Genomic DNA, 12,893 nt, shown 5'->3' on the forward strand with positions numbered 1-12,893 from the left:
TCGGTCTTGCCCACGCTGTCCTGCGCGAGCTTGTCCTGGATGTCGCGCGTCTTCTTCAGGTAGTCGCTGTCGGCCTGGTCGTCGCTGGCCTTGCGCGCCGCCGCCACGTCGTCCTTGCCCTGCTGCAGTTTTTCCTCGGCCGCGGCCTGCGCCTTGCGCTGCTCATGATCGGCCTTGGCCACCGCCTGAGCCGCCGCCTTGTCCGCGCCGGCTTTCGCTTCCATGGCCTTCTTCGCATCCTCGCGCGCGGTCTCACGCTGCTTGAAGCGGTCGTCGATGGCCTTGCGCTGGGCGGTCTTGTCGGCGTCGCTCGCGCTCGGGTCGATGGCGTCGAGGGCGGCCTGCTTCTCGCTGTCGTCGCGCGACTTCTGCTTGGCCGCGACGGCCGCGGCGTGGTCCTTCGCGGCCTGCTCGCGCGCATCGGCCTGCTGGTCCGCCAACTGCTTGAGTTTGTCGGCCTTCTGGGTAGCGCTCAGGCTGTCGTCGCGGGCCACGGCGTCCCGGGCGCGCGCGGCGTCGCGATCGGCCTTCTCCAGCGCGGCGCGTTCGTCGGCGTCGAGCTGGGCGATGTCCTTCTTGTGTTTCGCGTCCTCGGCAGCCTTGGCGACGTCGGCCTTCTTGCGGTCTTCCAGGGCCTGCTTCTGCTGGTCCTTCGCCTTGACGATGCCCTGGTCTTCCTCGCGGTCCTTCTGGGCCTTGGCCACGTCGGTGTCGCGCTTGGCTTCGGCCTTGGCCACCGCCTCGTCAGCGGTCTTCTTCGCATCGGCCTTGGCCTGATCGGCGGTCTTGGTCGACTCGGTCTTCGCGGTGTCCAGCGTGGTTTGCGCGTCGGCCACGCGCTGGTCGTGCGCCCGATTGATGGTGTCGCGGCGCGCCTGCTTCTGCTCGTCGCTCAGATCCGTGCGCTTGTTCAGGGCATCCAGCGTCTGGTCGCGCGTCTGCTCGGACGCCTGCTTGCTCTTGACGAAGGCGTCTTGCGCCTTCTGGTCGGCCGCGGCCTTCACCTGCTCGGCCTTCTTGTCGGCATCGCCCTTCTGTTTCGCCACGTCGTCCTTGGCCTTCTGCAGGTCCTTGGCGATCTGGTCCTTGGCGTCGTTGAGCTGCTTGTCCGCGTCGGCCATGGCCTTCTTCACACCGTCGTCGGGCGTCAGCAGGTCCCGCTTCATGGCCGTGTCGGCCAGCAGCTCCTGCTTCTTCCTGTCGCCTTCGATCTTCGCCTCGTCCTGCTTCTGGCGGGCGGCGAGCTGGTCGTCGGTGGCCTTCTCGGCGTGCGCGCGCTTGTCGTCGGCCAGCTTCTGCGCCGCGGCATCGGCCTTGGCCTGCGCCTCCTTCGCGTTGCGCTCCTTCAGGGCGGCCTTCTGGTCATCGGTCTTGCTGGTGTCGGCGTCCACGGCGGCGTCCTTGCGGGCCTGCTCGCGTTTCGCGTCGGCCACTGCCTTGTCCGCCTCGCCCTGGGATTTCAGGTCCGCCTCGGTGCGCGCTTTCTGCGCGGCGTTGTCGGCCAGGGCCTTCTGGGTGTCGGCCTTCACGCTCGCCTCGCGCGCGGCCTTGTCGGCCTGCAGTTGGCCCAGGTCGTCGGTCTTGCGGATCTCGGCGTCGCGCTGCTTGTCCTGCCCTGTGGGGCTGGTGTCCTTGGCGGCCAGGGCGATCAGGGTCGCGTTGCTGTCGTCGTGGTGGCGGATGGTGGAGTCGGCCGCCTTGTTCTCGGCCGCGAGCTTGTCGTCGCCCTGGCGCTGCAGCACGGTGGCGCGCTGGTCGGCCGCGGCGTTGGCGTTGGTGACTTTTGCGTCGGACGCCGTCTGCGCGTTGGTGCGCGTCGCGTCGTCGTAGGTGCGCTGCACCTGGTCCTTCTGCGCCTGGGTGGCGTTCGGGCCGAGCTTGGCGAGTGCCTTGTCGCGGTTGGTCGCTGCCAGGTCGTCGGCCTTCTGCCGATCGAAATCGGCCTTCTGGTTCTTCTTCGCCAGGTCGGCGTCGATGTCGGCGTTGCGGCGCGTGGCGTTGCGCTCGGCCTGCGCGGTGTTGTTCGTCAGCTTGGTGGCCGTGTTGGTGTCCTTGCGGTCCTGCACGCGCTGGGCCAGGTCGCTGTCGGCCTTGGCCTTGGTGGCGGCGTCGCTGCCCACGTTGGCGAGTTTGGTCTTCGCCGTGTCGGCCGCGTTGGACAGGGCCGTCGCGGCGTTGCCTACCTTGTTCTTCAGCGTGTTGGCGGCGTCGCTGTCGCGCACCTTCTGCACCGTGTCCGTCACTTCCTTGCGGGTTTTCTTGCCGGGCACGATCACGCCCACGCTCACGCCCACGTTGCTCTTGCTGGACTGGTCCACGTCCTGGCGCTGCTCGATGCTGACGCTCGCGCCATTGAGGTTGGTCTCGCCGGCCTTGATGACGCTGCCCACGCCCTCGATGTTGCTGCCTGCGACCTGGATGCCGCCGGCGGCCTTGATGTCGGCCTTGCCACCGATGTTGAGCGTGGCGTTCTGGTTGCTGACCTTGTTGGTGTCCTCGTAGGCGCCTTCCATCTTGAAGCTGCCCTGGCCGCTGCCTTGCTTGGCGTTGCCCTTGGCGCCCACTTCCACCGCGGTGTTGTCCACGGTCTTGGTGTAGGTGCTCACGGCCGACTCGATCACCAAAGCCCCCTTGCCGGTGTCGATGCTGGCGTTCTCGGTCACGTCGACCTGCGTGCCTTCCAGGCGCGCGCCGTTGCCGGCGTTGATCGTGAGGTTCTTCGCCGACAGCGAGCCGCCGGTGCGCGTGGTGCCCTGCTCGTTCTCGTCCGTGCGCGAGCCGGCCACCTTGGCGCCGCCGCCCGTGGCGCCGGCTTCGATGTCGACCTGCCCCGACTGGCCCTGCGCGGTGCGGCTGTAGGTGCTCTCCACGGCCTTGAAGTCGAGCTTGCCCTCGGTCTGGATGCTGGCGCTGTCGGCCGCCGCCACGTTCGTGCCTTCCAGGGTGATATCGCCCTTGGACTTGAGAACGACGTTGGCCGCGCTGAGCGAGCCGGCCTTGCCGGTGGAACTCGATTCGCGGGTGGACAGCTCGCCGCCGCCACCGCCCACGCTGCCTTCCTTGCCGGAGATGTTGGCCGAGAAGCTGGCGTTGGCGTTCATCTCGTCGCTGCTGGCGCTGCTGGTGTCGCGCGCGGCCAGGAAGTCGATCTTGCCTTCCTTGGCCTCGATGGCCGCGGTGCCTCCGGCCTCCAGGTTCGTGCCGACGAGGGTCACGTCGTCCTTGGCCGTGATGTTCAGGTCCTTGCCGGCCTTGAAGCTCGCGGCCTGCTGCGTGGTGCTGCTGGACGATTCGGTCTTCTCGCTGCCCGAGCCCGAGCCCGAGAAGGTCCCGTCGGCCGAGACGCCGATGGTCACGCTTGCGTCGGTGGTGCTCTTGCTCGACTGGCTCGAGCTGTCGGCGGTCAGGATCTTCACGCTGCCCTTGTCGGCGCTCACGTCGATGGAACCACCCGCTTCCACTTGGGTGCCATGGAAGGTGGCGTCGCCCTCGCGCGCCTTGAAGCTGGTGTTGCCGCCGCTGCTGAAACCGGAGGCCACGGCGTCGTTGCCGCTGCTGCTGGTCTGGGTCTTGTTGACCGAGACGCTGAGCTCGGCCTTCACCGAGCCCGCGTCGGGCACGTCCAGGCCGTTGAGGCTTTCGCTGGCGGCGGCCATGTCGAAGCCGGCCTTGTTGGTCTTGTCGTCGATGAAGGCACCCACCACGCCGCCCAGGCCGGTCTCGGCCTTCACGCCGATGCCCACGCTCACCGAGAGCGATTCACCGGTTTCCGAGTAGGTGTTTTGCGCGGCCAGGCTGGTGATGCTGTCGGCCTCGACCTTGATGTCGCCGACCGCCGCCACCTGTGTGCCCTGCTCGGTGAAGTTGCCGCCGGCGTTGATGTCGATGTTGCCGCCCGCGCTCAGGCCGGAGACCTGGGCCGTCGTCTGCGTGGCGGAGCCCTTGGACTCGTCGTACTGCGCACCGATGCCGGCCTCGGCGCCATCGATGGAGGCCGAGGCGCTGACGTTGAGCGAGAAGCTCTCGCTGGTCTGGGTGACGGTGGTCTTGTCCTCGGCGGCGAGGATGTTGATGTTGCCGCCGGCCGCCAGGTTCAGGTCGCCGCCGGTGGCGATGTTGGAGCCGGTGATGTTGACGTCGCCCTTGATCGCGTCGCCGCCCGCGTTGAGGTTGCCGCCCACCGCGATGCCCGAGCGCAGGTGGGTGGTGGAGTCGATGTCGATCGTCTCCTTGGTCGAGCTGTACAGCGTCGCGCTGGCCGTGGCCTTGCTCTCGGTGATGTTCTTGCCGGCCTCGGCCTTGGCCTCGCCGCCGAAGAAGCTGCTGGTCTTGGTCGTCTGCGAGACCGTGGTCTTCTCTTCGAAGGTGGTGACGTTGAGGTTGCCGCCGATCTTCTCGACGTTGAGGTCGCCGCCGACCGCGATCTGCGAGCCCTTGATGTTGGTGTCCTGGCCCGACGAGATCGCCAGGTTGCCGCCGAAGTTGAGCGAGCTGGCCGCGCCGGTCGTGCGCTTGACCTCGGTGTCCTGCTCGTAGCTGCTGTTCCAGCTGCGCGTGGCGGTGGAGGTCGTGGTGTCGGTCTGCTCGGCCAGCGCGGTCACGTTGATGTCGCGGCCGGCGTCGAGGCGGCCGTTGCCCGCCACGTCCACGGCGCTTGCCTCGATGTTGATGTCGCGCGCGGCCGTGGCGTCCAGGTTGCCGCCCACGGTGAGGCCCGAGCCCACCTGGCGGGTCGATTGGGTCGTCGACACGGTCGTGGTGCTGTGGCCGCCTTCGCTGGAGCTGCTGTACTCGCTGGTGAAGGTCTTGCGTTCGATCGCGGTGAGGGTGATGTCCTGGCCGGCCTTGAGCGTCGCGTCTCCCTGCGCACCGATGTCGCCTCCGCGCGAGACGATGTCGCGCTTCGCGTCCAGGGTCAGGTTGCCGGTGGACTGGATGCTGGCGGTGTTGCCGAGGTAGGTCACCTGGCCGGCGTCGCCGAAGGCCACGTCGCGCTTCAAGGTCTCGTTGACGATGGAGCCTTCGGTCGAGGTCAGCGTCACGTCGCCGCCGCGGATGGTGCCGCTCTGGTTGAGGATGTCGCCCGTGGCCTCGATGCTCAAACCGTTGGCCGCCACCAGCGTGCCCTGGCTGTTGGTGAAGGTGGTGCCGGCCTTGAGGTCGATGTTGTTCGACGCCACGAAGGCCCCGCTGTTGCTGATCGCGCCTTCGGTCTTGATGTTGATGTTGCTCGCGACGAAGCGCGCGCCCTCGGCCAGCTTGGCCTTGGTCGCGTCCGACAGGTAGAGCTGGGGCACCAACGCCTTCTTGCCGTTGACCTCGGTCTCCACCATCCAGACGATGTCTTTCTGCAGGTTGGCGATCTGCTCCTTGGTGAGCGCCACGCCCACGCGCAGTTGCAGGTCGTCCCGGGCGGCGGCGGCGTTCTCCATCAGCAGCTTGAACTGCTCGTTCTCGCCGGCCATGCCGTCGGCGATGAAGAGCTGCCCCGCCTCGGCCAGCAGCTGCTGGCGCAGCAGTTGCTGCTCGAAGTACGGGTCGCCGACGCGCAGGTACTGCGCCGGGTCCAGGCCCAGGCTCTTCAAGAACAGGTCCGAGCCGTACAGGCCTTCCAGGCTCATCAGGCGCGGGTCGGTCTCGAACAGGTAGGGTGAGGTCGGGTCGCTGCTGGGCACGAAGAAGGGGCTGCCGGTGAGCGAGCCGATGCCGCTGCCCGGCGCGCCGCCGGGGGTGCCCGAGGTCTGGCCGGTGCCCGCCGGCGCCACGAAGCCGCCCCCCGTGCGCTCGCCGTTGTCGCCGCTGTTGTGGTTGCCCACGCGCGCGAGGTTGATGTTGATGGTGCCGCGCGCCTGCACCGTGGACGCCATGCCCACGGTGTAGGTGCTGAGCACGCCGGGCGAGATGTTGGCGAAGCGCTTCTTCTTGTGCAGGCCGTCTTCCATGAAGCAGCGGTTGAACACGCCGTCGGTGTAGCACTCGCCGGCCGGGTTGCTGCTGGTGCCGCCGTTCTCGTAGCGGTACATCAGGGTGTCGCGGTCGTGGCGCAGCTCGATCGCGCGGTTCTCGAAGCTGCCGGTGCCCTGGATGTCGATGTTGTTGCCGGCCGAGATCAGGCTGATGTAGTTGAGCGCTTCGCTTTCGATCCAGGCGTTGAAGTTGTTGCCCGCGATGAGGCGGCTGCGCGGCGAGGTGTCGGGGTTGACGAGGTACTGCGAGCGCGTGTCGTACCAGACCGCGCAGATCTTGCCCGTCACGTCCTTGTCGAAGTGGTCGTCGTAGGTGCCGCAGTTGGAGAAGGCCTCGATCGAGGGCGTGGCCGGGTTGTTGTCGTGGTCGAACCAGCCGTAGTGGCGCGTCCAGCTGCCGTCGGCCACGGTGGGCGCGGCGGTGTCGGTGGTGTTGTAGAGCTTGCTGGCGTTGATGGTGATGTTGCCGACGCGCGCTTCGATGTCCGAGTCGATGTTGCTGACGGTGATGTCCTGCGGCGCCGCCGTCACGGCCGCCTGGTAGATGCCGCCGATCAGCACGTCGCCGGTGTTGGCGAACACGTAGCCCTTGCGGCCGGCCGACTGGCGGTTGACGAACTCGCGCGCCACCTCCACGTCCACGCCGGTGCCACCGAAGAGCAGGCCGCCGTTGTTCTGCACCGACTGCGTGCCCACCGCGCCGCCGCGCGAATCGATGTCGAGCTTGCCGTCGCGCGACACGATCCTGGCGAGGTGCGCGGCCGAGGACTGGTTGCTCAGGGTGTTGTTGCCGGTGATGGTCAGGTTGCCGATGGCGTAGATCTCGGCCATGGCGCTGGTGGCGTCGTTGCTGATGCTGGCCACATTGAGCGCCATGGCGGCGCCCGATTCGACGACGGCGCGGTTGTTCAATTGCGCGGCCGTCATGTTCAGGCCGCTCGCGCCGAAGAGTTTGCCGGTATTGGTCACCGTGGTGCCGCTGCCGTTGATGGTGAGGCCCGCGTCGCTGGCCACCAGGCCGGCGTTGGTGAGCGCGGCGGTGGTGATGCCCACGGCGGCCTTGCCGCGCAGGCCCTTGGTGCCGTTGGCGTTGCTGGCCGCGTCCACGCCCACCGAGCCCGCGCTCACGTTCAGGGTGTTGCCGCTGAACAGGCTGGCGTTGTTGACGTCGAGCGCGCCGCTCACGGTGACGCTGGTGCCGCCTTCGGTGGGGTCGAGCCCATCGGCCTCGCCCATGAGCGTGGCGCTGTTGAGCGTGAGGCTGGTGCCGGTGACCGCGAGGTCGCGATCGGCCTGCACGGTGCCGCCGGTGACGGTGATGGCGCCGGTGCCGGCGAGGCTCAGGTCCTGCCCCGCCTCGCGCTGGCCGCCGGTGCTGTCGATGGTGCGCCCGCTGATGGCGAGGTCGGTTCCCGCGACGGTCTTGCCGCCGTCGAGCAGCACGTCGCCGCCGTGCAGGCCCACCTGCCCGCCCGCGCTCACCTGCGCGTTGAGCAGCTCGATCTCGTTGCCGGCGACCGAGGCCACCTGCGTCGAGCGGATGTTGAGCTTGCGCTGCGCGCCGACCACGTTGTCCTTCAACGTGATCTTTCCGTTCACGTCGAGGTCGATGTCGCTGACCGATGCGGCCACGTTGCCCAGCAGGCGCACGCCCACGCCGGCCTCGGTGCCGATGAGCGAGATGCGGCCCGCGTACATGCCACCCAGCGCGGAGGAGTCGAGCGCGAAGACTGGCACGTCGCCCGCCGCGCGCACGGTGGTCGTCAGGGTGGCGTAGTCCACATCGTTGCTGCCCAGCCGGAAGGACAGGTCATTGGCGTTGACCTGGCCATTGAGCACGGCTGAGCGCGTGATGATGTCGAAGTAGTCCACGCCCAGGGCGTTGAGGCCACCGGGGCCGACGAGCACGTCACCGCCGTTGACGGTGAAGCCGGTGAGCTGGCCGTTGTTGAACTGCGGCGCGCCGGTGGTGAGCGTGGCGCGCGGGAAGTTGATGAAGCCGCAGCCGTCGCAGGTGATGCCGTTGGGGTTGGCCAGGATGTAGCCCGCCCGGCCGCCCAGCAGCTCCTGCGTGCCTTGCAGGATGGAGCGGTTGCCGCTGGTGACCTCATTGAGGATGAGGCGCGCCTCGCCGCCGGCGAGGTTCGGGTTGGCGACCACCGCGCCGCCGATCTGCGAGATGGCGTTGACGGCCGAGTTGTTGATGACCAGGCCCGGCGTGCCGACGTTGAAGCTGCTGAACTGGTTGTGCGACAGGCCGCTGGCGTTGGGCGCGGCAATGTTCTGCACCGGCGTGCCGTTGAGGGACTGGCCGATGGTGGACTGCTTGCCCGCGGCGGCCGCCGGGTCCACCACCTGCTGCTGCGCGTGCGTGACCTGCACCACCGGGATCATGCCCAGCGCGGCGCCCGTGAACGCGGCCTTCAGCGTGGCCTTCATCGTGATGGTCTTCATGTCATGCTCCCCGGGAAACTCAGAAACTGATGCTGGCGCGCGCGTACACCGCGTGGCCTTCGATGGAGCCGCGCGCCTTCACCGAGCGCGAGACGTGCAGCGGAAAGCCCAGGCCGACGTCGAAGCCGATCGGCCCGCCCACGGCGCGCGTGCCGAGCACCAGGCCGGCCAGGCTGCCGGTGGTCTGGCCTTCGCGGCCGAAGATGCGGCCCAGGTCGACCGCCACATAGGCCTGCAAGCGCCCGATCCAGCGGGTGGAGGCCTCTTCAGGCGGCGGCAGCGTGAAGGCCAGGTCGTTGCGCCAGTACAGGCCGCGCTCCGCCGACAGCGAGGTGCCGTCGAAACCGCGCACGGTGAACAGACCGCCCACGGACATCTGCTCGGAGCCGTAGAGGAAGTGCGGGCTGGTCTGCATCTGCAGGCTGCTCGACCAGGTGGCGTCGACACCCGCCAGCGCCAGGGGCCGGAAGTAGGAGGCCGCCGCGTTGTATCGGGTGCCAAAGGGCGTGGGCACGGTGCCGGTGCCGGCCTCGGGCAGGGCCACCACACCGAAGGCCTTGATGCCACGTGAGGCCGAGGCATCCAGCGTCCAGGAGCCCGCACCGGCGGTGAACACCGAGGTCAGGCCGATCTGCACGTCGGTGAGCTTGGGGCTGCTGGTGGTGAGCAGGCTGCCTTCGATGTAGTTCTTGGAGTCCTTGTGCGTCACGCCCATGTTGAGCGTGAGCTTGCTGGTCTGGCCCCGGCTGAGCACGCGCTGCACACCGAGGTTGTAGGTCTCGGTGTTGCCGTCGGTGCGAAAGCGCTGCGTGAGCGTGTTGATCATGCTCACGTAGCGGCTCTTGCTGAGGTTGAAGCTCCAGTTCCAGTAGCCGTACGCGAAGTTCGCGCCGATCAGCGCGCTTTCGCTCAGGCGCTCGTCGGCATCGGCGTCGAGGTTGCGCGAGAAGCTGCCAAACCAGGCGTCGTTCAGGCGCAGCGGGTTGTCCACCGACAGGTTGAGCGTGCCGCGCAGGTCGCCCGTGGAGGGGCTGCCGTAGTTGTCCAGCGTGAGCCCGCCGCTCAGGCGGCTGCGGGGCTGGTTGCGGATGAGGATGTTGGTGAGCCCGGGGTGCTCGCTGGGCTGCAGCTCCATGGTGGCGCCGTTCGAGCCCAGGCGGTTGATCTGGTCCAGGCCCTGCTCGATGTCGCGGATGTTGAGCACCCGGCCCCGCAGGCCCGGGAAGGCCGTGGCCAGATTCACCCCGGCGCTCTCGTCGCTCAGCCCGATCTCGCCGACCTTGCCTTCGAGCACCAGCAGCCTGAGCAGCCCGTTGGACATGTCCTGCTGCGGGATGTAGACGCGCGTGGTCACCAGCCCCATCTCGACGTAGCGGTTGGTGATCTCGCGCATGAGCTCGCGGATCTCCTTGAGGCCCACGCACTGGCCGATGAAGGGGCGCGCGATCTCGGCCTGCGTGGCCGCGCCCAGCCGCGCCGCGCCCTCCAGCTCGACGCGCTGCACGGTGAAACAGGGCCCGCCATCGGGCCCATCGGGAATCGGCGGCGTGGCGTCGATGCCCACGCTGCCGGGCAGGCGGCGCGCCGGGTCCTGCTGGCGAAGCAGTTGCTCGCGGCGCTGCTGCTCGTCGCGCTGCAACTGCTCCTGCTGCTGGCGGATCTGGTCGATCTGCTGCGGCGTGGGCGCCACGCCCTGGGCCTGGGCGACCCATGCCGCACCCCACAGGCCGATGGCCACCACCAGCGACTGCCCCGCCTTGAGGCGGGTCCCTGCCTTGTCCGTCACACGCGCTCCTTCTTGTTCGGGGCCCTTCCCCCCGGGGAGCGCTGCGGCACGCGCACGCCTGCGGCCAGCGGAAAAGGCTGGCGCGCAGTCTCGGCGCGGACGGCACCCGGCGATATGGGACCAAAGTCCCAAGTTCACCTGCCAGGTGAGAACTTCGTCACAAATGACGCAACAATATGCACCTTTCGGGGTATTGCCCTTCAAGTTTCATAGCAACCCGCCGACCGTTGACGCCACGTACAGCGCCGTCTGTTCCAGGGCGCGACACCACCACACCACCGGGATGACCCAGACCACCAGGACCCTGCTCGTCGTCGATGACCACCCCTTGATGCTCGAAGGGCTATCGCAGATCGCCACGCAGGCCCTGCCCGGCCATGCCGTGAGGCAGGCCAGCAGCTTCGCCCAGGCCCGCCAGCACGCGCTGAGCGAAGAGCCGCCCGAGCTCGTGCTGCTGGACCCCGGCCTGCCCGACCTGCATGGCCTGTCGGCCATCCAGGGCATGGTGAAGGCCCTGCCCGCCGGCGCGGTCGTGGTCATCTCCGCCAACGACCAGCCGCAGGACCAGGAGGCCGCCTGGGCCGCGGGCGCGCGGGCGTTCATCTCCAAGTCGGCCCGGCCCGAGGACCTGATCGCCGGGCTGCAGGCCGTGGCACTGGGCGAGCGTGTGCTCATCACGCGCCAGCAGGGCCGCGTGGCGCCGCCCCCCACCCCTGCCGATCAGGCGGGCCTGAGCGCGCGCCAGCTCGAGGTGCTGGCCGCCATGTGCGCGGGCGACTCCAACAAGCTGATCGCCCAGCGCCTGCAGATCACCGAGAAGACCGTGAAGGCGCATGTGGGCGCCATCTTCGACAAGCTCGACGTGGTCAACCGCACCCAGGCCGCGCTCGCGGCGCGGCGGCTGGGGCTGGTGCCGGACCGGCCTCAGGACCCCTCGTCCTGATCGGCCCGGCGCGCGGCCAGCAGCGTGGCCACGCCGCGCTGCAGCGCCTCGGGCTGCACGGGCTTGTGCAGGATGGTGCAGTCGCCGGCCAGCACCTCGCGCAGTACCTCGGCCCCGGTGTCGCCGGTGACCACCAGCGCGGGAATCGACTCGTTGAATTCGTCGCGCAGGCGCTCGATGAGCTGCAGCCCGGTGGCGTCGGGCCCCAAGCGGTAGTCGCTGACCACGAGGTCAGGCGCACGGGTCAGCGCAGCGGCGCGGCTCAGCGCTTCGGCGGCGGACGAGGCACTGAGCACCTGGCAGCCCCAGGACTCCAGCAGCGCCGTCATGGCCGCGCGGATCTCGGCCTCGTTGTCCACCACGATCACCACGGCGCCGGCCAGGCTGTCCGCCGCCGCGGGGTGCACCGGCTTCTCGGGCGCGGCCTTCGCACGCGCGGCGGCCAGCCGCACCGAGAAGCGGCTGCCCCGCCCGGGCTCGGAGCGCAGCTCCAGCGGAATCTTCAGCAGCCGCGTGAGGCGCTCGACGATCGCCAGGCCCAGGCCGAGCCCCTTGGAGCGATCGCGCTCCACGTTGCCCACCTGGTAGAAGGCCTTGAAGATGGCGCGCTGGTTCTCGGGCGCGATGCCGCAGCCACTGTCCCACACCTCCACGCGCACACCGCGCCGGGTGCGCCGCGCCGCCACCAGCACACCCCCCTGGCGCGTGTACCGGATGGCGTTGGACACGAGATTGCCCAGCAGCGAGGCCAGCAGGTGGTCGTCGCTGCGCACGACCGCGTCGGTGGGCCGAAAGCGCAGGTCGATGCGCTTGGCCTCGGCTTCCCGGCGGAACTCGCGCTCCAGCCGCGCGAACAGCTCGCCCAGCGCCACCGGGCCTTCGCGCACCGCAATCACGCCCGCGTCCAGGCGCGACATGTCCAGCAGGGCATCGAACAGTCCCGTCATCGAGTGGATGGAGCCCCGCATGCCGCCCAGCAGTTTGCGCTGCGTGGGCGCCAGCTCGGTTTTCTCCAGCAGGTGGGTCTGCAGCGCCAGCGCGTGCAGGGGCTGGCGCAGGTCATGGCTGGCGGCCGCCAGGAACATCGACTTCTCGCGGCTGGCCTCCTCGGCCTGCTCCTTGCGCTCGATCACCTCGCGCAGCAGGTCGAGGTTCTCGAAGCGCAATCGGAACGACCCGCCCACCACACGGCTGAGGTTGTGCGCGAAGGCGCCGATCACGGGCAGGTAGCCCAGGCCGATGATGCCCAGCACCCGCAGCATGGGCGTGTCCTGGAACAGCATCCAGACGCCCAGCGGCACGATGGTGGGCACGGCGAACACGTAGAAGGCGGGCAGGTAGGCGGCTGAGGCGATGGCCGACAGCGAGCCCATGCTCGCGATGAGGAAGAGGTAGAAGAGCTGGTAGCCGACGTGTTCGACCGGAAACACCAGCCAGGCGCCCAGGCCCCAGAAGCAGCCGGACACGCCCGAGCCCAGCAGCGCATACAAGGCCCAGCGGCCGGTCTCTTCCACGCCGGGCTGGCGGCGCTGGTAGGCACGCCACAGCAGGTGCCGCCACAGCGCCTGCGACAGCATGAGCCCGCCCCACAGCAGCCACTGCCAGGCGGGCAGCACGGGGTAGGCGGCCAGCAGGTAACCCACGGAGGCGAGCACGCTGCCCAGGTAAGAGGCCGGCATGCTGGCGTACAGCGACTTGATCCGCTCGGCGCGGATGCGGTCGGGGATGTCGGGGGTCACGGGCG

The 12,893-nt window shown here is 69.0% G+C and carries 4 protein-coding genes; 1 reads left to right on the forward strand and 3 read right to left on the reverse strand.

The window, feature by feature from the left end; genetic code table 11:
• Positions 1–8,420 (reverse strand): hemagglutinin repeat-containing protein (locus tag VLG41_RS11200; protein ID WP_325349481.1); only part of this gene is annotated, 8,420 nt, incomplete at its 3' end.
• Between the two features lie 19 nt (positions 8,421–8,439).
• A complete protein-coding gene (locus tag VLG41_RS11205; RefSeq protein WP_325349482.1) occupies positions 8,440–10,206 on the reverse strand; it encodes a ShlB/FhaC/HecB family hemolysin secretion/activation protein in 1,767 nt (588 codons plus the stop codon).
• Positions 10,207–10,489: 283 nt separating this feature from the next.
• Here VLG41_RS11205 and VLG41_RS11210 point away from each other — a divergent pair, with 283 nt between their 5' ends.
• Positions 10,490–11,149 (forward strand): response regulator transcription factor, encoded by a 660-nt coding sequence (locus VLG41_RS11210; protein ID WP_325349483.1) that lies wholly within the window; start codon positions 10,490–10,492, stop codon positions 11,147–11,149.
• On the opposite strand, the gene VLG41_RS11215 is transcribed toward VLG41_RS11210, so the two are convergent.
• Positions 11,131–12,888 (reverse strand): hybrid sensor histidine kinase/response regulator, encoded by a 1,758-nt coding sequence (locus VLG41_RS11215; RefSeq protein WP_325349484.1) that lies wholly within the window; start codon positions 12,886–12,888, stop codon positions 11,131–11,133. The genes VLG41_RS11210 and VLG41_RS11215 overlap by 19 nt on opposite strands.
• Positions 12,889–12,893: the final 5 nt, after the last annotated feature.

Source organism: Hydrogenophaga sp., from assembly GCF_035481345.1.
In the GTDB taxonomy this organism is placed as follows: Bacteria; Pseudomonadota; Gammaproteobacteria; order Burkholderiales; family Burkholderiaceae_C; genus Hydrogenophaga.